21 protein-coding genes and 1 pseudogene are annotated in these 21,898 nt (G+C 45.4%); 17 read left to right on the top strand and 5 right to left on the bottom strand.

Annotated features, from left to right (window positions below):
- Positions 1–17 precede the first annotated feature (17 nt).
- From hisE to KGF65_RS01415, 15 genes and pseudogenes are all read left to right on the top strand, one after another.
- Positions 18–338: a phosphoribosyl-ATP diphosphatase gene (hisE, locus tag KGF65_RS01485; protein WP_003639299.1), complete on the top strand. Its 321-nt coding sequence runs from the start codon at positions 18–20 to the stop codon at positions 336–338.
- Between the two features lie 11 nt (positions 339–349).
- Positions 350–1,417 carry a histidinol-phosphate transaminase gene (gene hisC, locus KGF65_RS01480; RefSeq protein WP_216747926.1) on the top strand — a complete coding sequence of 356 codons (1,068 nt, stop codon included), beginning with the start codon at positions 350–352 and terminating at the stop codon, positions 1,415–1,417.
- A gap of 245 nt (positions 1,418–1,662) precedes the next feature.
- The gene (locus KGF65_RS01475; protein ID WP_101873145.1) at positions 1,663–2,220 is read left to right on the top strand and encodes a sugar O-acetyltransferase; all 558 of its coding nucleotides are present in this window, start codon (positions 1,663–1,665) and stop codon (positions 2,218–2,220) included.
- Positions 2,221–2,413: 193 nt separating this feature from the next.
- Positions 2,414–3,022 carry a flavodoxin gene (locus tag KGF65_RS01470; RefSeq protein WP_158296979.1) on the top strand — a complete coding sequence of 203 codons (609 nt, stop codon included), beginning with the start codon at positions 2,414–2,416 and terminating at the stop codon, positions 3,020–3,022.
- 87 nt (positions 3,023–3,109) lie between these two features.
- Positions 3,110–3,751 carry an NAD(P)H-binding protein gene (locus KGF65_RS01465; protein ID WP_101873147.1) on the top strand — a complete coding sequence of 214 codons (642 nt, stop codon included), beginning with the start codon at positions 3,110–3,112 and terminating at the stop codon, positions 3,749–3,751.
- A gap of 13 nt (positions 3,752–3,764) precedes the next feature.
- A complete protein-coding gene (locus KGF65_RS01460) occupies positions 3,765–4,409 on the top strand; it encodes an NAD(P)H-binding protein (RefSeq protein ID WP_101873148.1) in 645 nt (214 codons plus the stop codon).
- 223 nt (positions 4,410–4,632) lie between these two features.
- Positions 4,633–5,661, top strand: a complete 1,029-nt coding sequence (locus tag KGF65_RS01455; protein ID WP_101873149.1) for an alpha/beta hydrolase — start codon at positions 4,633–4,635, stop codon at positions 5,659–5,661.
- Between the two features lie 266 nt (positions 5,662–5,927).
- Positions 5,928–6,668, top strand: a pseudogene (locus KGF65_RS01450) (SDR family oxidoreductase).
- 107 nt (positions 6,669–6,775) lie between these two features.
- Positions 6,776–7,924: a low temperature requirement protein A gene (locus KGF65_RS01445; RefSeq protein ID WP_065674817.1), complete on the top strand. Its 1,149-nt coding sequence runs from the start codon at positions 6,776–6,778 to the stop codon at positions 7,922–7,924.
- A 150-nt stretch (positions 7,925–8,074) separates the two neighbouring features.
- A complete protein-coding gene (locus KGF65_RS01440; RefSeq protein WP_050339489.1) occupies positions 8,075–8,494 on the top strand; it encodes a MerR family transcriptional regulator in 420 nt (139 codons plus the stop codon).
- 34 nt (positions 8,495–8,528) lie between these two features.
- Positions 8,529–8,942 (top strand): cupin domain-containing protein, encoded by a 414-nt coding sequence (locus KGF65_RS01435; protein ID WP_050339488.1) that lies wholly within the window; start codon positions 8,529–8,531, stop codon positions 8,940–8,942.
- Positions 8,943–8,948: 6 nt separating this feature from the next.
- Positions 8,949–9,269, top strand: coding sequence for a carboxymuconolactone decarboxylase family protein (locus tag KGF65_RS01430; RefSeq protein ID WP_216747925.1), 321 nt, complete (start codon positions 8,949–8,951; stop codon positions 9,267–9,269).
- A gap of 235 nt (positions 9,270–9,504) precedes the next feature.
- A complete protein-coding gene (locus KGF65_RS01425; protein ID WP_101873150.1) occupies positions 9,505–9,966 on the top strand; it encodes a flavodoxin in 462 nt (153 codons plus the stop codon).
- A 1,206-nt stretch (positions 9,967–11,172) separates the two neighbouring features.
- The gene (locus KGF65_RS01420) at positions 11,173–11,937 is read left to right on the top strand and encodes an alpha/beta hydrolase (RefSeq protein WP_101873151.1); all 765 of its coding nucleotides are present in this window, start codon (positions 11,173–11,175) and stop codon (positions 11,935–11,937) included.
- A gap of 9 nt (positions 11,938–11,946) precedes the next feature.
- Positions 11,947–12,438, top strand: a complete 492-nt coding sequence (locus KGF65_RS01415) for a hypothetical protein (RefSeq protein ID WP_056952727.1) — start codon at positions 11,947–11,949, stop codon at positions 12,436–12,438.
- A gap of 128 nt (positions 12,439–12,566) precedes the next feature.
- On the opposite strand, the gene KGF65_RS01410 is transcribed toward KGF65_RS01415, so the two are convergent.
- Positions 12,567–13,706 (bottom strand): NADH-dependent oxidoreductase, encoded by a 1,140-nt coding sequence (locus KGF65_RS01410; protein WP_216747924.1) that lies wholly within the window; start codon positions 13,704–13,706, stop codon positions 12,567–12,569.
- Between the two features lie 414 nt (positions 13,707–14,120).
- On the opposite strand from KGF65_RS01410, the gene KGF65_RS01405 reads away from it, so the two are divergent.
- Entirely contained in the window at positions 14,121–14,897 is a 777-nt protein-coding gene (locus KGF65_RS01405; protein ID WP_216747923.1) for a TerC family protein, read from the top strand.
- Positions 14,897–15,754 carry an NAD(P)-dependent oxidoreductase gene (locus tag KGF65_RS01400; protein ID WP_216747922.1) on the top strand — a complete coding sequence of 286 codons (858 nt, stop codon included), beginning with the start codon at positions 14,897–14,899 and terminating at the stop codon, positions 15,752–15,754. Before KGF65_RS01405 ends, KGF65_RS01400 begins: the two co-directional genes overlap by 1 nt.
- A 109-nt stretch (positions 15,755–15,863) precedes the next feature.
- Here the strand turns inward: KGF65_RS01400 and KGF65_RS01395 are convergent, their stop codons facing one another.
- The 4 genes from KGF65_RS01395 to trpX all read right to left on the bottom strand — a co-directional run bounded on the left by KGF65_RS01395 (position 15,864) and on the right by trpX (position 20,180).
- Entirely contained in the window at positions 15,864–17,219 is a 1,356-nt protein-coding gene (locus tag KGF65_RS01395) for an FAD-dependent oxidoreductase (protein WP_216747921.1), read from the bottom strand.
- Between the two features lie 276 nt (positions 17,220–17,495).
- A complete protein-coding gene (locus tag KGF65_RS01390) occupies positions 17,496–18,278 on the bottom strand; it encodes an ABC transporter ATP-binding protein (RefSeq protein WP_101873154.1) in 783 nt (260 codons plus the stop codon).
- Positions 18,265–19,173, bottom strand: a complete 909-nt coding sequence (locus KGF65_RS01385) for an ABC transporter permease (protein ID WP_216747920.1) — start codon at positions 19,171–19,173, stop codon at positions 18,265–18,267. Before KGF65_RS01385 ends, KGF65_RS01390 begins: the two co-directional genes overlap by 14 nt.
- On the bottom strand, positions 19,170–20,180 hold the full coding sequence (gene trpX, locus KGF65_RS01380) for a tryptophan ABC transporter substrate-binding protein (protein ID WP_050339762.1): 1,011 nt from the start codon (positions 20,178–20,180) through the stop codon (positions 19,170–19,172). The genes KGF65_RS01385 and trpX overlap by 4 nt, the downstream gene beginning before the upstream one ends.
- Between the last annotated feature and the right edge of the window lie 1,718 nt (positions 20,181–21,898).

Raw genomic sequence — 21,898 nt, 5'->3', positions numbered from 1 at the left:
AGAAAGTGGTGTCGAATATGCAAAACATGGAAGAATTATACGAATTGATCAAACAACGGAAAGCAACGCCTAAGAAGGGGTCTTACACGGATTATCTGTTCACTAAGGGGCTCGACAAGATTTTGAAAAAGGTCGGCGAAGAATCGACGGAAGTCATCGTGGCGGCGAAGAATCCTGGCGACGAGGAATTGACCTATGAAACGGCCGACTTACTTTATCACGTGCTCGTGCTTCTCGTCGAACGCGGCGTTAGTTTTGACCAGATCAAGACTGAACTCGCCAAGCGTGAAGGCAAGATGAGTGATTACAAGGATCGTCCTGAAATCAAGAACTTATAGGAGGTAGTTGGATGAAAGCAAGCATCGAACAGTTAGCAGCCTATGTGCCGGAAAAATCATTAGCCACGTTGCAAGCCGAATTAGGATTACCACGGTTGGTGCGGCTATCGGCCAACGAAAATCCATACGGGACCTCGCCAGCGGTGGCGACTGCGATTAAAAATTGGGACTTTACTCAGAGTAATCGTTATCCGGATGCGGATGCTCAAGCCTTGCGTACGGCGGTCGCTAAGCAACAACGGATCGACCCGGCCAGCATCGTGTTTAGCGTTGGCCTTGATGAGATGATCGTCATGCTATCGCGGACGTTCTTGGGGGCTGGTGACCAAGTCATCGTCTCCGCACCGACCTTTTCAGAGTACGGACTGCACGCTGAAATCGAGGATGCCAAGCTAGTCAGCGTGCCGACTTTAGCCAACGATCACGTTGACTTCAAGGCGTTAGCCGCCGCAATCACGCCGCAAGTCAAGATGGTCTGGTTATGTAATCCCAATAATCCGACTGGAACGGTGGAATCGTTAGCCGACATTGAAGCCTTCATCCAGCAGGTGCCCCAAGAGACGATGGTGTTGATCGACGAAGCGTACATTGATTTTGCAGCTGATGCGGCACAGGTGACTGCGATGCAGCTGCCCGCCAAATACGAGAATGTCGTTGTCATGCGGACCTTTTCTAAGGCATATGGACTCGCAAACTTCCGCGTCGGCTATGCCGTCTTCAATCAGCGGTATGCGGCGACGATGCAGACCGTTCGCTTGCCCTATAATGTGAACTCGTTGGCCCAGGTCGCTGCTTTGGCGGCACTTAATGATCCCGATTTTGTGGCAGCCACTGTCCAAAAAAATGCGACTGAGCGGGCTAAGTGGACAAAATTCTTTGACGAACGGCAAATTACTTACGACCAATCTGGCGCTAACTTTATCTTCTTTGAGTACCCAGATGCCGACCGCCTCGCCGATTACTTATTACACCATGGTTACCTGATTCGGACCGGGTTACGGCCAGGTTGGTTACGCCTGACGATTGGGACGGCGGTTGACAATCAAGCGTTACAACAATTAATCGCTGCGTTTTCGTAATTAACGCGATTGACTAAAAAACGATTAGGCTGGAAAATAGCCTAATCGTTTTTTTATTGCCTTCAAAGGTGGTTAGGTGAACCAATTTGGATGTGGGGCCAATTTAGTGTTGGCTGGTCTTATGTGGGATTCTTTGAGATGCTCCGTTAATATTATTGGCAGGAAAGCTCGTGTTGGTGTTTGACTTCGAGCTAGCTCTAAGTTGTAAACTAACCTTATCGATAAAACTTAGGAGGTTGACCTAAATGTCAGAATTAAGCAAATTAGCAGCCGGTGAATGGTACCAATTCAAGGATAGCGGCGTTGCGGCTCAAAAAGCGCGGGCAGCTAAGTTGTGTCAGGAATTCAACCAAATTCCTGCGACGAATCCGGCTGCGCAGACGGCTAAGATGCAGGAAATTTTGGGGAGCTATGGCGATAATTTATCAGTGCAAGCCAATTTTAACTGCGATAATGGTCGTAACATTCACGTTGGCGACAACTTTTTGAGTAATTACAATTTAACAATTTTGGATATTGCGCCGGTACACATTGGTGACAACGTGATGATTGGCCCCAATGTCGATATTTACACGGTCAATCATCCACTGACAGCAAGCGGTCGCCGTGCCAACCTCGCTCAGGGCCATCCGGTGACAATTGGTAATGATGTCTGGATTGGTGGCAAGGTCACGATTACACCCGGCGTGACGATCGGTAATAATGTGGTTGTCGCAGCTGGCGCAGTCGTCACGCATGATGTGCTGGATAATACGCTCGTGGCAGGCGTGCCGGCCAAAGCAATTCGGCAATTAGAAGAATAGTGGGTGAGCTGAAAGTCGGTGTGAGCCGGCTTTTTTTGCGCGCTCAAATACGTTGATTATAGCGCACTCGAATTGAATTCCGGCACTGAATTCCACTGAGAGAATATTGAATTTAGAAATTAATTTGTTACCTTGAAGCGCAGACCAAGGTTTACACTAACAACATTCTAAGATAAAGCAGAGGGAAATGCCGATGAAAATTAGGGGAACGATTGGACTGATTGGCGTCATTATTCTAGTGATTGTGGGTGTAAGTTTCGTGGTTCATAATCATTCCGACAATCAATCTCGGGAAGACCGTCAAGCGCATCAGACAACCAATCGAAAAGGTAAGCGGGCAACTCAAAAAACAATCGTAATCTATTTCTCTGAAACCGGAACGACGAAACAAGCTGCACAAAAGATTGGGCAACAATTAGGCGTTAAAACAGTTGCTTTGAAACCTAAACAAGCCTATTCAAAAGAATATACTAAAATGGCTAGTACTGCTAAAGCTCAAGTTGACCGAAATCAACATCCTGAGCTGGCGAAATTAAACGTCGATTTGTCGCAGTACCAAACCATTTGGCTCGGTTTTCCGACTTGGTTCCATCGTCCACCAATGCTGATCAATTCCTTTTTTGATGACGTTCAGCTGAAAAATAAAACGATTATTCCGTTCACGACCAGTGCTTCCAGTAATATAAGTGAGAGCATGCCCTATTTGAAGAAAATGGTCAAGAACAAGCAAATTACCCTTCATAAGGGATTAACTGCCAATGATGACCAGGCTATCGATAAATTTGTTAAACAAAATAAATAATGGCAATTAGAGTGTCAATCCTTGCTATGGACTGCACTCAAAGGTATATATTTTACATTGAAGTAAACCAACGAGGGAGATTTTTTGATGAAAATTATGATTCTAGGTGCGGCCGGACAAGTCGCACGACTATTGACAGATGATTTACTTGACCAAACGGATTTCCAGCTCGTGTTATATGGGCGCAACGTTTCGACGCGTTTAGCTGAAAAGGCTAGTGAACGAGTTGACTTAGTAGATGGCACATTTGAAGATGTCGCCAAAATCCAAGATGCGTTGAAGCGAGGTGTGGATGCTGTATATCTCAACTATGTTGCCGGTGACGCATTGGTTAAGCCAATTGTTGACGTCCTAGAGAAAATGAAGGTGTCACGGTTCATTGCGGCCAGTGTGCCGGATCTCTACCAAGAAGTTGAGGGACCGTTCGCAGCGTGGTATCGGCAACAAATGGGCAAGGTTTGGCAATCCAAGTATCGGCAAGCAGCTGACGTTATTGAGGGTAGTACGCTTGACTATGTCCTGTTACGAATTACCTGGATGTATAACGACGCGCAACACACTCAAGTTCATCTGACGACAAAGGGGCAACCCTTTACTGAATCGCAGGTGACTCGCGAGGGTGTGGCACAGTTAGTCACTGATTTGTTGACTGGTAAACAAGACTACCATCGTGAAAGTTTAGGTGTCGGTGAACCGGACACCGCCTGGCGTAAACCAAGTTTTTATTAGGAGGAAATATCAAATGAATGTCATTATTTTAGGTGCAACGGGTCAGATTTCGAGTTATTTAATTGAGCGGTTACTTAATGAAACAACTGTCCAGCTAACGCTCTATGGCCATCATGTGACACAGCGGATCACTGTGATTGATGATCAGCGAGAACACTTGGTAGATGGCGATATTTTGGATGAAGCGACTTTAAACCAAGCCATGGTCGGACAAGATTTTGTCTTCCTGAATACACCGACCGCAGAAGCAATGAATGCGACTGCAGCAGCCATGAAAAAGGCCGGAATTCGGCGCTTAGTGATTTCTGGTACGATTGGTCTTTATAATGAAGTTGGTGGTAAGTTTGGTGAATGGGGCAAGTCGATGATGGCCTACTTTACCAATCGGCAGCCTGAACGCGACGCCATTGCTGCTTTAGATCAAGACAATGCGATCGATTACACCTACGTTCGAATGTCGATGCTCTATAACAATGCGGCCAAAACCGATTATACGCTGGTCCCATTTGGCACTCCGGTTACTGGTGCACAAGTCTCTCGCCAGGCCGTGGCCCACTTTATTACCGATATGGTCAAAGCACCGACAACGCATCAGAATGAAAATGTCGCTATTATTGAGACGGGCTCAGAAAACTTAGCCAAACCATCGTTTTATTGAGCAATTCGTTGCCATTCAATGGTAGAAGTAGTCACCGAATATTTTAGCCGCTAGCATGATGCTGATTGTTTCAGATTTTGAACGATCATTGGTCGTTTAAAGACGAGGTGGCAAATAATACAAAAATTAATGTTTAAATGCTTGCCTTGGTGTGCACTTCATACTTTATGATTAAAACGTTAATTAGGATAACTACCAAAATAACCTAAGGAGATCAGCAATAATGAGTAAATTTGAACTACACGATGTTCCAACTAGTGAAATTACAACCGTCAAGGATAATCCTTGGGGTCTAGTATACGCAGATGCAATTACTAAAAATGAAGCCGGCAAGGTGAATATTCATCCAGTCAGCTATGATTTGAATGGCATCAAAATTGCGGCCAATATTTATACGCCGGCTGATTATGATCCAAGTAAATCTTACCCTGCATTGACTGTCGCTCATCCAAATGGTGGGGTTAAGGAACAAGTTGCCGGGTTATTTGCCCAACGCTTGGCAGAAAATGGCTACATCACGATTGCGGCGGATGCTGCCTATCAAGGTGCTTCAGGTGGACAGCCTCGTTTGACGGATGATCCTGCTTCTCGTGTAGAAGATATTCATGGAATGGCAGATGCACTTTCTGTATTTCCTGGTGTTGACTACAGTCGGTTAGGGGCCTTTGGGATTTGCGGCGGCGGTGGCTATACATTAGCTGCCGGTCAGAGTGACAAACGGTTCAAGGTAGTCGCAACGTTATCTGCTTTTAATACTGGTGCAGTTCGACGCGATGGATTCGTTCTGTCAGAAGCCAATACGATTCAAGAGCGGTTGCAAAAGGCCTCAGAAGCACGTGAGGCGGAAGTACGTGGTGAAAAGACGCCATATACGCCTGATATGGCACAAATGCAACCTGAACAAGTGGATAAGTTACCATTTGATATGTATCGAGAAGGTTATGAATACTATGCCCAGACGCATGTTCATCCAAATGCAACTGGTGTTTATCGTGTCAGCAGCTTAATGAAACTAATGACCTTTGACGCGTCAACGCGGATGGAACTGATTAATGTGCCATTGCTCATGATGGCGGGATCTGCAGCCGATTCACTCTATTTAAGTGAAGGTGCCTATGCAAATGCGACTGGGACTCAGGACAAAGAGTTATATCTGATTCAAGGTGCCCATCATATTGAGACTTATTGGAAGCCTGAATACGTGGAAGAAGAATTACACAAATTATTAGACTGGTTAAGTACACGTCTATAATCTTAGCTAGGTAAGCAATCGCTTCGAATAAAATGCCGATTATTTCTCTGTTGAAATAGTCGGCATTTTCTGTTTTGTAAATGGAACCAAGACAGCTCTTGTACGAGTTGATTTGTCGATGTGATGGTCGGCGAGCTGACGCAAAAGTGGGTCGCTAGTCGGTCAGAAAAGTGGTCTTTAAAAATTGCGAAGTTTCTGGCTTGCCTTGGAGTTCAGACCAAGGTATATGCTACATATTGTATTAAAGATAAGGAGTGTTTAATTATATGTCAAAAAAAGTTATCGTCATTACAGGTGCGTCTAGTGGTATTGGTGAAGCCACTGCCAAATTATTAGCTAGCCAAGGCAATCAATTAGTCTTAGGTGCTCGGCGTGAAGCACGACTTCAAGAAATTACGCAAGCAATTGAAAACGCAGGCGGCGAAGCAACATATGCGGTCACGGATGTCACCGATTTAGACTCGGTCAAGCAACTCGCGAAGAAAGCTGTTGATACCTATGGTCGGATTGATGTTTGGATGAATAACGCTGGTTTAATGCCACAGTCTGTCTTAGCTGAGGGTAAAGTTACAGATTGAAATCGAATGATCGATGTCAATGAAAAGGGTGTGCTCTATGGCATTAATGCAGCCCTTGGCATTATGCGTGAACAACAATCTGGTCATTTCATTAATACCTCATCAATTGCAGGACACATCGTTGGACCTGGTTCAGCAGTCTATAGCGCAACTAAGCAGGCGGTGCTTGCAATTAGTGAAGGACTTCGCCAAGAAGAAGCTCAAGCTGGAAGCAATATTCGGGTGACGGTCGTCTCTCCAGGTGCCATTGCTACGGAATTAACGAACTCAATTACTGATGAAGAAGTGAAGAAGGGGACGGAGCAATTCTATGATTTGTTCGCCATCTCCCCAGAACGGGTAGCTGAATCGATTGCATTTGCAATTAATGCACCAGCTGATGCTTCAATCAATGAAATCATCATTCGCCCAAGTAAGCAAGTCATGTAATCAATTGGCATGACGCATATTCTTGCCTGAAATTTATATAATAGCTATAATCTCAAGTAGGTTATAGCTATTTTTTATAAATAAAATTATGACAGGAGATTATGAGCGTGTTTAATTTTTTAGGCCGGCCACGTACGATTGATGACCAAATCGATGGTCGTAAAATCAGTTGGCTGGAATTATTTTATGATTTAATATTTGCCGTCGTTTTCTCACGAATCACTGATGGGCTCGTCGAACATTTGTCTTGGACCACGATCTTGAATGCAACGTTGATATTTTGGTGGTTTCTCTGGGGATGGAGTGAGACTTCCGGGTACTTTGATAATCACGGCAATGGTTCAATTTTAAACGTCATTATCATTAATGTTCAGATGATATTCACAGGAATCGGTGCGATTTTTATTCCAGAAGCGCTACATGGTAATTACACGCATCTGACGATTGCGTTCTTACTGATTGAGCTGATGCTTGCTGCAGTCTGGTTTGGTATTGCACACTATGATCGAATTCATGGACCTGCATCGCGGGTTTGGGCGAATGTCCACCTAGTTTCAGCGGGGTTGCTCATTATCAGCCTATTTACCCCCAATCGGTGGTCTATTGCGATAATTGTACTGGCGTTGATCTTTAATCTCGGTGATGTTTTCTTTGCTAACCCTAATTTGGAACGTGAATATCAACAAACTAATATGACACACGTCGTTAAGGATTCACTCATTGAGCGTTACGGGCTGATGACCATGATCGCATTAGGTGAAATTATTGCGGGTTTGTATGAAGCCGTTGCCGAAAGTGGTCAGTCTGTGGCCCTCAGTCAGTTTATTATTTGTATTATCCTGATTGCGTTAGTTAGTGGCAGTTATTATTTGATTCTAGGGGAACTGCATATCACGTTGTCCTCTTCAATCAAGGTTATTATGACTAGTTGGCTCTTTATTTTGGATATCTTCTTGATTTTTGGCATGGGGATCGCATTGCATTTAGCGTTGGATGAAGCGACCTTAACATTGAAGTTAGCCTTCTCTGGATTGTTATTTGGTAGCTTGCTAGTGATGTGGGCCATCGAAAAAATTGCCGTAAGTGGCCGCGGAACGGGGCTGTCGGGGATACTGGTTATCTTGTTGACCCTCTTGTTACTCGTGGCGGTTGCTTGGCTGCCAATGATGTGGATGCTTGTGGCGGTCGATTGCATTATGGGCTTAGTGATCGTCCACGAACGGTATTTGGCACATCGTGATGTCATAACTAAATGATGACCATTTGACAAGAGACGGATTGCATCGCAGATTAATTGAATTGAGTCTTGCCTTGGAGTTCACACCAAGGTTTATACTTAACAATATAAACGGTGTGAGAAAGCAATTGAGAGATTGGTATGAATTAATCTGCAGAGAGGTGAAGCAATGAATATTAACGCAGTTAGTAAACAATTTAAAGTAACAAAGGACACTTTACGTTACTGGGAACGAATTGGAATTCTACCACCAATTCATCGAAATGAAAGTGGTTATCGTGATTACGATGATAATGACATGAATTGGATTTACTATGTTAAAACGTTACGGCGAGCCGGGATGTCGATTGAATCCCTGATTGAATATATGAAATTATTACACCAGGATGGCATGACTGCGGAAGCACGACGCGATTTGTTGATTGAGCAACGAACAGAGTTGCAAGAACAACTGAATCAAACAAAACAAACGATTGATTATTTATCCTATAAGATCGACCATTTTCAGGATCATATTCTGCGAAACGAAGCCGAAAAGTTGTTTCCTGAATCCAGTGAACGCATTTTAGATGATGTCCACGACGCGTGAATCTTGCAATAATTTGAATGAAAGGATGATTTGAATGGTCAAAAATTCAGAAGTAAAAGATGGCGTTATTTTTCCAGTTGGAGAACCGAACACGGCTTTTCAGCAATATTTTATCGGGCAAAGTTATTTAAAAGGACTGGTTTCTGATCCAGATGTCAATGTGCATGTCGGCAACGTGACTTTTGAACCTGGATGCCGGAATAATTGGCATATTCATCATAACGGCTTTCAAATCCTACTTGTGACTGGTGGCGAAGGCTGGTATCAGGAAGCTGGCCAGAAACCACGGCACTTAGTTGCGGGTGATGTTGTTGTGACGAAGGACGGGGTCAAACACTGGCATGGTGCAACCAAAGATAGTTGGTTCGAACATATCGCAATTACGGCTGGTACGGCAGAGTGGTTGGAACCCGTAACAGACGACGCTTACAATAACTTGGAGGCTTGATTGATTATGGCAGAAAAACAAACAGCTGGACGTGACAATTTAGGTGAATTTGCACCTCAATTTGCTGCACTTAATGATGATGTTTTATTTGGCGAAGTTTGGTCGCGAGAGTCTGAGCTTTCGTTGCATGACCGTAGTATGATTACTTGCGCTTCATTGATGTCGCAGGGGTTGTTCCCTCAATTATCGTCACACATGAAGCTGGGCAAAAAGCATGGTGTTACCAAGGATGAGATGGTTGCACTGATTACGCAGCTGGCATTTTATGCCGGGTGGCCAAAGGCTTGGTCCGCGTTCGGTTTAGCCAAAGAAGTCTATGGTGATTAGGACCAAATAGTTGTTCTATAGATGATGGGCACCAAATGATTGGCGCAATGTTTGATGTGAGTTAGTGTCGTATCCGAATACGGCATCTTGAATTACCGGAAAAGTCAATTATCACACTTGACGCTGGCTCTTGGAACGGGCTGACACTGATTGGACAACTGGTCATGGCGTAGAACGGCTGTTTTGAAGAATAGCGTCAATAGTGATGATGTCAGTATGGAAAGGGATAGCTTAAATGGCAGATGAGCAAAAAGCATTAGTGTTATATTTTTCTTGGTCTGGTAATACCAAGCGGGCGGCGCAACAAGTACAGCAATTGAGTGGTGCCGATATTGAAGAAATTCAGCCGGTAGTCCCATACTCGAGCGATTATCAGGCTGCTGGCAAACGTGCAGAGGGAGAGAAGGACCAGGCGATTCACCCTGAAATTCGGCCTCTGACTAGTGATTTAACGGCCTATGATGTCATCTATGTTGGATTTCCGACCTGGTGGTATCAACCCCCAATGATTATTCATTCTTTGTTCGAGCAAAACGATTTTAAAGGTAAGCGGATTATTCCGTTTGTAACGAGTGCTAGCAGTTCTGTGACGGATAGCGTTCCTGTGTTGCAACAGTTAGCAACTGCTGCGGGTGCCGAATTAGAGCAGGGATTTACCGCCAACAAACCGCGCATTATCGAAAAATACTTTAAATAAAACCACTTCGGTTAGAGTGAGTCCTTAAGTGTCCAAACATCTTAATGGCTCACTTTTATATTATACGGTGCATACGCGTTGTGCTGGTTATTCCTTAGCATTAAAGATGATTAAATCATGCTAGTTTTTAAGTGCAAGAGCTACCAGCGGAGACCCGCTGGAAACAGTGCGACTTAGCGTAAACTTGCTGTTGTGGAGACGTCCTAGGCCGGCTTCCAGGCATTTCTGACAACGCTGGAACGCGATGGACACAGATTTAAGCCGACAACCCACGTCTTAAATACTGGTCTTTCACTAACCAAGCAAAAGACGCTTGCTAAGTGAAATTTCATCGCTGAGCATTGTCAGAAACACCTTCCAGCCTGGATGGTATTCGAAAGGCGAATATTGTGGACTCAATTTTTGATGGATTGATCGTTGGTTCCTAAGTAGACGGCCATTTTGATATTAAACTGTCAGACTGTTTTCTAATAATTGTTCAGCTTCCTTACCCATGATTTAATACTTTGGACACGCAGTTTCACTGAAATTGGCAGAATTTCCTCTAGTGCCTGAGATAGCAAAGTCTCAAATTCTAAACGACGGCAATTTCATCGACTCATTTCAAGACTAATTGCCATTGAATTCGTGGTATTGATGAGTAAATAGCATTCAGGAATCTTCTCAGTAATTAAATGCAATAAGTCTTTATCGATACCAACTAAAAGTTTGCCTGAAGGACCAGTCACCTAATAATCAGTGGTCAATTGTACCCAGATAGGTGGCCGTTCATCCGCCATTCGAGTGGCTTCCCGACTGGAGGGGCTGGCTGACAATGCTCAAGGGCGAAATTCTTCTTGTCCGGGTGGGGTTCCCGGGCTAGAAGAAGACTCGCATTTGAAATTGCGCAGTGGGTTTCTGCGTGAGTTCAAATCGATGTCCGCCCTGTTCCAGCGTTGTCAGCCGGCCCCGGAAGTCGGACTAAGACGCGCATCGGCTGACGAACAACAATCCAAACTGGCACTTTTCAATCATGATTCATGACAAATGAAGTGATAAAAATCGTGGAAAATAGTTGCCTTGAAGTTTAGGCGAAGGTTTATGATTTTAATCGTTAACATGGTGGGGCCGGGGATAGTCAGTAGACGTGACGATAAAAATGGTTGTAAATTGCCAACTACTGTTCTAGGTCATCACTAATCGGTTAGCGGAAAGGAGAAATGTGGAATGCCGGACACCAAGGTGAAAACGGTCAATATTCAACGAAAGCAGACAACACTTGTTGGTCAACTTTATTACCATGCTGATGGGCGCCAACATCCGACGATTATTTTTTGCCCAGGCTTAGGTGAGGACGTGAGTTTTGTGGCTGGCTACGCACAACAATTGGCGGCAAGTGGCTACACCGTTTATACGTTTGATTTCAGCGGCGGTAGTATTACTGGCTGGAGTACGGGATCAACACTTGAGATGTCTATTTTTACAGAAGCAGATGATTTGCGACGTGTTGTGAGAGTGCTACGGCAACGCCCTGAAGTTGATGCGAGCCAGTTATACCTTGCTGGTGAAAGTCAGGGTGGCGCGGTTGCTGCAATGGTTGCGAATGATCTGAACCAGCAAATTGCCGGGTTACTATTATTGTACCCTGCATTTATTATCCCGGATGATGCCCGCAAGCATTATCAAGATATCGATGCCATTCCTGAAAAAATACCGCACGCTTTCATGGCGGTTGGTCGAGCATATTATGAACCATTATTAAATTATGATATTTATGCACACTTGTTTGACTTCACGCGCCCGGTCTTGATTATTCATGGTGAAGCGGATCGGGTCGTTCCAATCAGTTATTCACGACGTGCGGCTCGATATTATGCACAGGCGACTTTGCGTCCAATACCTGGAGCCGGTCATGGCTTTTATGGGCGAAATGAACAAGTTGCAATTCAGTTAATGTTAGCTTTTTTGAGCCAAAGTCAATCAAATTTTTAGAGGTCAACGATGCAACAACTATTAGTAATAGATACAAGTTTGAAGCCAGACGCTGCGTTGAATCGGCTAACACAAACCTTCGCATCCCAGTGTCCTTATCAGCAAATTCAGTTAGCAACTCATCTGGTCTTTCTTGCACCAACAGATGATGACGAGGATGAGTTCATGGGAATCTGTGAAGCAGTTAGGGATACGGACATTCTTGCCATCGGGATACCAGAGCAGGTCGATCAATCAGCGATGCGTATTTTAGTCACTCGAATGTTGGCGCTGAAAACAGATAATCCATTCAGCTACAAGCAGCTCGTGCTGTTAACGCCGACCAAAGATGTTGATGAAAAGTTGTTTGATGTCTGGAGCCAGGTCGCGTGCCACCTGAATATGGACTTGGTCGAGGTAATCGATGATGTCCGGTCGGCAAAACGGGCGGGTCATCATTTATTTCAAACTGTGGCAACAACACCTGTCAGGTTCGTCTTTCATTATCACCGCCATAAATGATGAATGATAGCAACTGGCTGAAAATTGGTGCTCACCAAACCAGTCGACTGTTTTAGCCTCACAGAACCTGCAAAAAACCGGTCTTCACAATTGAAAGCCGGTTTTACTTTTACTATTTTTCAGTTAAATTAGAAGGTTAGGCCAGGTAATGGAATCCCTTTTTGGAAACGGTCGGGATGAGCATAATTTTCAATGAGGCCTGCCGGTAAATCACGATGGGACATCTCCTGATGCGTAATCGTCGTGATAATATCCTGAGAACGGCCTTCTTTAATTTTTTGTGTGAAATCTGGGTCAATTAACAGTGCTCTGCCAATATAAGTCCCATCAGCGACTGTTACGGCTACTAATGCGTCATCCGCGGTATGGACGTGGGCGCCGATAAAGACGGGGCAGTGACCCGCTGTCAAGTTGTGGAAGATTTCAGCAAAGGTTTGTTTTGAGCCTTTCGGGCCTTCATTGAAGTGGTAATTTAATCCGCCAGATAGAGAGACATTCAAGTAGTCGATGCCAATCGCAATGGCCGCCTTTGTTTGCTCGACCATTTCTGCAACGTGGTAACCGACGTTTTCGCCGTGAACTTCTTCAGGACTAATCCGCCATCCGAGGATAAAGTCTGGTTTATTGGCGGTCGCAATTGTTTCTTTAACCGCTTTCAGAACGGCAAGTGGGAAGGCCATCCGCCGTTCTAAGCTTCCACCCCATTGATCATTGCGATGGTTTGAATAGGCTGAGAAGAATTGTTGCAGTAAATCATGGTGGCAATCGTGAATCTCAACCCCGTCAAAGCCAGCGTCAATCGCACGTTGGGTCGCAGCTTGAAAATCATGGATGACGTTTTCAATATCAGTCGTGGTCATTTCATCCACGTCATAGTCGAGCCATGGAAAATCCATCTTACTAGGTGCATACACACGTTTACCAGCTGCCTGAGAAGGACCGGAATCACGTCCCGCATGTGATAATTGCAGGATGGCACGAGCCCCCTTTGACTTCATGGCAGTGGCTAGTTCACGCAATCCTGCCACACGATCATCGTGAGCAGCACTCAACTGACCAGCAACTTGAATGCCAGAATCATTGACGTAGGCGTATCCAGTCACCATAATGCCAGCATTGGCAGCTCGTGCACGCATATAAGTGAGTTGTCCAGCGGTCACATAACCATTGTCTGAAGAATCATCACACATTGGTGCCATCATGATTCGGTTGAAACTCTGCGTTCCGTTAGCAAACGTGATTGGCTCCAGTAATTTATCATATAACATTATGAATATCCTCCTAATGTTTCCGTAATTTGTTCCACTTGTCGTAAAACAAATTAAGTCTAAACCTTCGTCCGAACACCAAGGCAAATCTAAATAATCAGTTGTCGCGCTGTCACTCTGAAACGGTGCGGTTCTTTGACCACTATGGATGAAGGTTGAGCGTGAAGCGTTCATTTGATAAGACATTTCAGAATGTGATCAATCGTATGGATGGTTGAAGCGCGATAGTGGGGTGTTGCAGATTGACTTCATGGTCAATAGTTGGGATTCGGCCAGGAACACAAGGCAATATTTGACCAAATACGATGAAAATAAGTTTTATTTTTGAAAATTAGTTCTAGAAAGCGGCACCATTTATTATTACGCGTATACTTAAATTAGCGAACCAAAGAAATGAAAGAAAGAGGATGCCGTTTGTTACATTTAATCGAACAGTTGTATGGACCCTTCTTCAGCGCTGCCAACTGGGGCAACGTCGTGACATCCGCCAATGATTGGTTGATCATTCTATCATTAGCGATTATCGAATGTTTGTTGTCAGTAGATAACGCGGTGGTCTTAGCAGCTCAGACCCAGAGTTTGGATAATTTACAAGAGCGTGAAAAATCGCTATTCTATGGCTTATGGGGGGCCTATGTCTTCCGATTCTTGATTATCGGAATCGGGACGTATTTAATTAGTTTTTGGGAGATTAAAGTGTTAGGTGCGGCTTACTTAGGGTACTTAGTGTATCGGTACTTTAGTCAGCCCAAGGCGGGGGAGACCGTTGAGAAGAAACCCAAGAAGCAGCGGCGGTTCTTCGGCTTGAGCAAATTTTGGTCAGTGGTCTTACAGATTGAAATGATGGATATTATTTTTTCGATTGATTCTGTGTTAGCCTCATTGGCAATTTCAGACAATCCGGTCATTGTTTTGATCGGTGGGATGATTGGGATTGCCTGCATGCGGGGCATTGCAGAAGTCATCATGCGGTTGATGCGCAAGATCCCTGAACTGGAAACGATGGCGTATTGTTTGATTGTCCTGATTGCGATTAAATTATTTATCTCGATTCCAGCAATCGGCTGGGATATTCCAGCGACGGCCTTTGGTGGTATCGTCTTGGCGGCGTTTGCTGTGACACTAGCGACCCATTTCTGGCGTCGGCGGCGTAATCGTGGACAACAGTTAGAAGAAAGGATGCGGAAGTAATGAAATTAGGTTGGATCGGAACAGGTGTGATGGGGGCGGCAATCGTCCGTAACTTAATGGCAGCGGGCTATGAGATGACTGTTTATAATCGGACCAAGCGCAAGGCGGATGACTTGGTGGCTAACGGTGCGACATGGGCTGATACCCCCGCGGAAGTCGCCCAAAATAGTGACGTGGTCTTTACGATGGTCGGCTTTCCGAGTGATGTCGAACAAGTTTATTTCGGCCACGACGGCATTTTTGAAGGCCTGACAGCGGGTAAGACGGTTATCGATATGACGACCAGTCAGCCTAAATTGGCGGTCAAAATTGCGGACTACGCGACGGCGCACGGGATACAGGCGTTAGATGCGCCCGTCTCAGGTGGTGATATTGGTGCCAAAAATGCGACTTTAACCGTCATGGTCGGTGGCGATGAACAGACTTACACTGCCATGCTGCCACTATTTAACGTGCTCGGTCATAAGGTCAACCATTTTGGCGCGGCCGGAACGGGGCAACATGCCAAGATGGCCAATCAAATCATGATTGCCGGCACCATGACTGGCTTAACAGAAATGTTACTCTACACCAAGGCGGCGGGCCTCGAACCAGAAAAAGTGTTGGCAACCTTGTCAAGTGGCGATGCGGATAACTGGAGCATGGACAATTATGTGCCGCGGATTTTAAAAGATGATTACACGCCTGGCTTCTTTGCTCGGCACTTCCTGAAAGACTTACGTATTGCACTCAGTGAAGCGGACGCAATGGGCTTGAACTTAGTTGCGACCGCCCAAGCCAAGCGCTTGTACGAAGTGATGGTCGACGTCAAAGGCCTGGGTGACCAAGGGACGCAGGGGTTAATCAATATCTATTAGTTGACGGACTGCAATCCAACTCACTGTCATAATATTCTCAAATACTAAAACAGGGTTCCTCAATTTCTGAGGAACCCTGTTTTATGCTTTTTAAGCGGTAAAATTAACTTTATTTCAACGTTGCAGCGGCTTTTTGAGCGGCGACGTTAATGATGTTCCAAGGCCGGTCGAAACCAGGTTGGAAGAAGAAGTCGGTGTAAGCTAAGTCATCAACGGTTAATTTGGCCTGAACGGCAACGGAAATGGCGTTGATGTTGGCGGTAACGTCATATTTTGACATGATTTGGGCACCTAATACTCGACCATCGGAAGGGTCAAAGGTCAGCTTGAACCAAACCTTGGTGTTACCAGCGGCTTCAGAAACAAACTTTGGCCGAATCGTGTCAGTGACGAGTACAGAAGCACTCTTGACACCTAATTTATCGGCAGTGCCTTCTTTGACACCGGTTGAAGCAAAGTGGTAGTCAAAGACTGAAAGGGCAGATGAACCTGAAACGGCAGGCATTGGAACGTCTTCGCCAAGTAAATTCTTAGCGGCAATCCGACCTTGGCGACGTGCATTCGTGGCTAGGGCAATCCGATTGTCCTTACCAGTTGGGGCAAATGGGACCAAGGTTGCATCCCCAACGGCATAGATGTCTTTGTCGCTAGTTTGGAGATGGTCGTTGATTTTAATCAGACCATGGTCATCAAGATCGACAACGTCCTTCAAGAAACCAGTTGCAGGCCGAATGCCGGCAGCGGTGACGACTAAGTCAGCTGGATATTCGCCTTGGTCGGTAATGACTTTTGTCACATGACCGTCGACGCCTTCGTAGGCTTTAATACCTTGGCCAACCGCAGCGTAAATGCCATGGTCCGCCATCGTCTTCGTTAAGACATCCGTAAATTCTTGATCAAGGTATAAACTGAGTAGCCGTGGTAATAAATCAATGACCGTGACATGCATCCCAGCCTTGGCAAAGACTTCGGCAGCTTCAATCCCAATGTAACCAGAACCGATCACAACCACGTTCTTGACACCTGGGTCGACCGTCTTAGCCTTTAACTTGATGGCCCAGTCGCGACCACGCATTGCATAGATGTTTTCTAAGTCATGACCAGGGACGGGTAAGTCGAATGGAACTGCCCCGACACTGAGAACCAGTTTGTCGTAAGATTCATCACGTTCGTCACCAGTAGCATGGTCGATGACGTGCACACTGTGGCTGGCAGGGTCGACCTTGCTGATTTCACTATTAACGAAGACGTGAACGCCTTGTGCTTGCATGCCTTCAGGGGTGGCATAGCTGACGGAGTTGACGTCTTTGACGGCACCTTCAAGGTATAACTGCATCCCACATGAGAGGAATGACAAGAAGTCACCTTTTTCGTACCATTGAATTTCTGTATCTGGTTGAGCGGCTAAAATACCGCGAACCGTTTCATAACCACCATGAGAAGAACCAACGACAATAACTTTCATAATTGTAAAGCCTCCAAATTTTAGTTTAGAACTGTTCTAAATAGAATATAACACTAACGCAGAAGATTCACAAGGGTAGTTTGTAATTATTCTAAATTAGCGAGCTTAAACTCACGTCTCGTGCGGACCAGAATGGTTAGAATTATTCTAGTTAGAATATAACACTAAATTAAATTGTTCACAACTAAAACGGTTACAATTTTTGCTAAAAAAACAGCCAATCAGCATCTTTCACTGACTGGCTGTCATTATTAATGGGGTTAAAAACGATGGTCGTTATTCAATGATATCAAAGAAGCTGAGCAACTCTTCCTTAGTTAGCTGTGCTTTTTCAGTACCGCGAACATCGTATTTGATCTGGCCTTGATCGAGGACAATTAGCCGGTTGCCGTATTTGAGGGCGTCGTCCAAGTGATGAGTAATCATCAAACAAGTTAACTTTTCCTCAGTGACTCGTTGATTGGTCTGGGTCATTAATTGTTCGCTGGTCTTCGGGTCTAACGCGGCCGTGTGTTCATCTAGTAACAAGAGGTCCGGTCGTTGTTCGGTCGCCATTAAGAAGCTGAGCGCTTGGCGTTGACCACCGGATAGATTTTCAGTCGCAGTATTGAGCCGTTCAGACAGCCCATTGCCATCCATCGTTTCAGTCAGTTTCTGAAAGTGGGGCAGGTGCTTTTTGAGCTGACGTAGTTTCAATGTTCGCCGTTTACCGCGTTGGCTGGCGAGCAAGAGATTTTCAGCGACGGTCATCCGTGGGGCCGTTCCCATCTTTGGATCTTGGAAGACCCGCGCAAGAAAGGCAGTGCGTTTTTCGACTGACATATGGGTGATGTCTTGATCACGTAAATGAATCGTGCCACTGTCAACGGGTAATTCACCACTGATGGTATTAAAGAGGGTTGATTTGCCCGCACCGTTGGACCCGAGGACGGTAATGAAATCGCCGTCGTACACGTCTAAGTTGAGGCCCCGCAAGATGGCGACCTCGTTGGGCGTGCCAGCATTGACCTTCGTGACGATATTTTTAAGTGCGAGTAATGGGGTTTTACTGTTCGTCATAACGTGCCACTCCTTTCTTCAAAACGTGGTTGAGATGTAGGGCCTTGCTGAATTGCGGTAACATCAAGCAAATGGCTAAAATCAAGGCTGATAATAAGTTCATATCGTTGGTGTTGAATCCGAGTTGAAGCACTAATAGACGGACGAACTGATACAAAATACTCCCGAGGGTCACGGCAACTAACCGTTGATTCAGAGTCAATTCACCGAAGACCACTTCACCAATAATAATCGAAGCTAACGCGATAACGATGATTCCAATCCCCATGCTGACATCGGCATAGCCGTTATTTTGGGCAATCAACGCGCCACCCAGGCCGATAATACCGTTTGAAACAATCAGGCCCATGATCGTCATATTGTCGGTGTTGATGCCAATCGAACGGGCCATTTCACGATTATCACCAGTAACGATAAAGGCTTGACCGAGATTGGTCTGCAGAAAGACGATCAGAACGACCGTAATCAAAACGATGACGAGCAGGCCGACGAAGACGCTGTCGAAGTATTTCGGTAGTGATTCGAGAAAATGGTTGGAAAAAATCGTCGTCTTGCCGAGTAGGGAGACGTTGGAACTGCCGCCCATGATGCGCAGGTTGATGGATAGGCAAGCGGTCATGACCAGAATCCCAGCCAACAGAATCGGCACTTTACCTTTCGTGTAGAGCAGGCCAGTGACGAGCCCCGTAATGGCCCCAGCGACAAAGGCCAGACCAGATGCGGCGATTGGCCCCATCCCGTGGCTGATGGCCATGACAGCGGTAGCAGCGCCTAGTGGAAAGGTGCCTTCAACCGTCATATCCGGGAAATCGAGGATACGGAATGTGAGAAATAACGCGACGCCTAAGGTTGCCCATAAGAGGCCCTGGCCGATACTAGATACGATCATACTCATTTGTAAATAACCCCTTTCGTCTTAGCTTCCTTCAGCACGCTAGCTGGGAACTTGATGCCTAACTTCTTAGCTTCACTCAAATTGATCGTCATTTTACCCTTAGTAATGACTTTGATTGGATAGTTGCTGGTTGACTTGCCTTTCAGGACTTTGGCAGCCATCTCACCAGTCAATTTACCTAATTGGTATTGGTCGACGGAGAGGGTGGCGAGCCCACCAGCTTTGACCATCGTATCCACAGCTGGAATTACAGGAATTTTAGCTTTATTGGTGACAGAAACTAAAGTCTTCATCGCACTGGCGACCCCGTTATCTTGTGGGGCATAAACGGCATCGACATTGGCAGCCATCGTTTCAGCCACTTGTTGCATATCGTTGGTGTTGGAAATCGTGTACAACTTGTATTTCACGCCTTCTTGTTTACAGATGCGGGCAAACTTCTTGGCGTTGTATTCGCCACCGTGGTCGGAAGTCGTATAAATGATCCCAATCGTTTTGGCATTTGGCACCAGTTTGCGTAATAAATCTAAATGCGACTTCAGTGGTGATTCACCAGAAGTCCCGGTAATGTTGGCGCCGGGATGCTGGTCACTCTTGATCAAGCCACTCCCGGATGGGTCAGTGATACCGGCCAACATGACGGGCGTCTGCTTGTTGGCGGCTGAGGCCAAGGCTTGTGCGGCGGGTGTCGCGATACCGACAGTCAGAGCGGCATTTTCATTCATGAATTTCTGACTCATCGTCTTCAAATTGCTTTGGTCACCCTGGGCATTTTGATAATCGATTTTGACCGTCTTGCCATCGACGTAACCGTATTCCTTGAGCCCGGCGACGACCCCGCGGTGAATCGCGTCAAGGGCTGGATGCGTCTGGAGTTGTAAGATGCCGACGGTCGGGACTTTGTTGCTACTAGTCGTCTTCGAACTCGCCGTGGACGTCGTCGACTTGCCAGTCATGACGAAGGCGACCCCTAGAAAGACGATCAGGGCGCTAATAAATGCAATCATTCGTTTCAATCTAATCACCTCAAAAAATTTCTTAAGCTCGGGCAGTCCTGAAGCCAATAAAAAAGGGCAAACCAGTAAGCTCTGGTTTGCCCTTTACGGAACCGAAGCCTGCTGTGTTAAAACCCATGCAGACTTCTTTGAATATCAAAGTGAGCCGGCACAGATACAAACTGTTTGCCAGATTGTATCCGTGTTGACGGCATTACAATCTGAACGGCCGGCTTTGCCATGAACTGTTCAAGTTAGTAATTGACTTTGACATGCTTGGTTCCTCGCTCTCGTTATTGAATGAATTCAGTATAGGCAAAGTCGAAAAAAGTGTCAAGGATAAATTTCGGAAAATCTTAAAAAATGGTGTGAAATCAACCATTGATTTTCATCAACAGACACTGTTTGGCGCCTAATACGTTGGTTGTCATGAATTATGATTAAAACGTGCTAGTTTGGATTGCTGTTCGTCAGCCGGTGAGCGCCCTAGTCCGACTTCCGGGGCCGGCTGACAACGCTGGAACAGGGCGGACATCGATTTGAACTCACGCAGAAACCCACTGCGCAATTTCAAATACGAGTCTTCTTCTAGCCCGGGAAACCCACCCGGACAAGAAGAACTTCGCCCTTGAGCATTGTCAGCCGGCCCCTACAGTCGGGAAGCCGCTCGAATGGCGGATGAACGGCCACCTATCTGGGTGCAATTGACCACTAAATATTAGGAAGCAGATCCTTCGAGCAAACTTATAATCGATACTGATGATACTTTATGGCATTTTAGTACTGAGAATGTTACTGAGTATAATTCACTAATTTCAACGGACACTATTCTTGAATATAGTCGATAAGATTGCCTTCGTGCATAATTTGAGACTTTGATATCTCAAACGACTGGATAAAATTCTAACAAGTTCAGTGCAGCTACTAGTCAGAAGCCTAAAAGCATGCGTAAACAATAATTTAGCGACTATTAAAAATTAGTCTGACAGTTTAATGTCAAAATTACCGTATGTTAAGAACCAACGATTAATCTAACAAAAAGTTGGGTAGATCTATGTCTGCCTTTCGAATACAATCCAGGCTGGAAGGTATTTCTGACAATGCTCAGTGGTGAAATTCCACTTAGCAAGCGTTTTGTGCTTGGTTAGTGGAAGACCAGTATTTAAGACGTGGTTTGTCGGCTTAAATCTGTGTCCACCACGTTCCAGCGTTGTCAGAAATGCCTGGAAGCCGGACTAGGACGTAGCTACCGCTGAAAGTTTATGCTAACTCGCACTGTTTCCAGCGGGCCTCAGCTGGCCGCTTTTGAACCTAGAAACTGGCATGATTGAATCATTTTCAATGCTAAACAATAGCGAGCACCACCCGTGATGAGATGATTTTTCGAAATTATGAGTTGACAGCTTCAAAATCTGGTGTTAAATTAGTTTTAAATTAAAAACAGATTAAGACGTTGAAGAGAAGAGTAGTTGTATTACCGATTTTCAGAGAGCTTCGGAATGGTGTGAGAAGTAATCGGGCGTATAACGAAGATGAGCTTGGAGTCATGACGCGGGTCGTAACGGCTACGCGTGCGGTTGCAACCGATATATTGCGGGGTTTCCTAGTCTTGACTAGGGCACTCGTCGAGGTTGTGATCGTGAGATGGCAACGAATAACGGTGGTAACGCGAAAGCTTTCGTCCGTTAGTTTCAATTATGAAACTAATGGACGGAAGCTTTTTTTATTGG

Origin of the sequence: Lactiplantibacillus sp. 30.2.29 (assembly GCF_018991255.1) — a bacterium.
Classification (GTDB): domain Bacteria; phylum Bacillota; class Bacilli; order Lactobacillales; family Lactobacillaceae; genus Lactiplantibacillus; species Lactiplantibacillus pentosus.
The sequence above is the reverse complement of the archived record's forward strand: the minus strand, read 5'-3'. Positions and strand labels throughout refer to the sequence as shown.

Coding starts and splice junctions, on each gene's coding strand:
- KGF65_RS01470 (WP_158296979.1), top strand. CDS start 2,414: ATGAAAATTAGGGGAACGATTGGACTGATTGGCGTCATTATTCTAGTG.
- KGF65_RS01430 (WP_216747925.1), top strand. CDS start 8,949: ATGGCAGAAAAACAAACAGCTGGACGTGACAATTTAGGTGAATTTGCA.
- KGF65_RS01390 (WP_101873154.1), bottom strand. CDS start 18,278: ATGACGAACAGTAAAACCCCATTACTCGCACTTAAAAATATCGTCACG.
- KGF65_RS01415 (WP_056952727.1), top strand. CDS start 11,947: ATGCAACAACTATTAGTAATAGATACAAGTTTGAAGCCAGACGCTGCG.
- KGF65_RS01475 (WP_101873145.1), top strand. CDS start 1,663: ATGTCAGAATTAAGCAAATTAGCAGCCGGTGAATGGTACCAATTCAAG.
- KGF65_RS01465 (WP_101873147.1), top strand. CDS start 3,110: ATGAAAATTATGATTCTAGGTGCGGCCGGACAAGTCGCACGACTATTG.
- KGF65_RS01420 (WP_101873151.1), top strand. CDS start 11,173: ATGCCGGACACCAAGGTGAAAACGGTCAATATTCAACGAAAGCAGACA.
- KGF65_RS01410 (WP_216747924.1), bottom strand. CDS start 13,706: ATGTTATATGATAAATTACTGGAGCCAATCACGTTTGCTAACGGAACG.
- KGF65_RS01395 (WP_216747921.1), bottom strand. CDS start 17,219: ATGAAAGTTATTGTCGTTGGTTCTTCTCATGGTGGTTATGAAACGGTT.
- KGF65_RS01455 (WP_101873149.1), top strand. CDS start 4,633: ATGAGTAAATTTGAACTACACGATGTTCCAACTAGTGAAATTACAACC.
- KGF65_RS01425 (WP_101873150.1), top strand. CDS start 9,505: ATGGCAGATGAGCAAAAAGCATTAGTGTTATATTTTTCTTGGTCTGGT.
- hisC (WP_216747926.1), top strand. CDS start 350: ATGAAAGCAAGCATCGAACAGTTAGCAGCCTATGTGCCGGAAAAATCA.
- KGF65_RS01400 (WP_216747922.1), top strand. CDS start 14,897: ATGAAATTAGGTTGGATCGGAACAGGTGTGATGGGGGCGGCAATCGTC.
- hisE (WP_003639299.1), top strand. CDS start 18: ATGCAAAACATGGAAGAATTATACGAATTGATCAAACAACGGAAAGCA.
- KGF65_RS01385 (WP_216747920.1), bottom strand. CDS start 19,173: ATGAGTATGATCGTATCTAGTATCGGCCAGGGCCTCTTATGGGCAACC.
- trpX (WP_050339762.1), bottom strand. CDS start 20,180: ATGATTGCATTTATTAGCGCCCTGATCGTCTTTCTAGGGGTCGCCTTC.
- KGF65_RS01440 (WP_050339489.1), top strand. CDS start 8,075: ATGAATATTAACGCAGTTAGTAAACAATTTAAAGTAACAAAGGACACT.
- KGF65_RS01435 (WP_050339488.1), top strand. CDS start 8,529: ATGGTCAAAAATTCAGAAGTAAAAGATGGCGTTATTTTTCCAGTTGGA.
- KGF65_RS01460 (WP_101873148.1), top strand. CDS start 3,765: ATGAATGTCATTATTTTAGGTGCAACGGGTCAGATTTCGAGTTATTTA.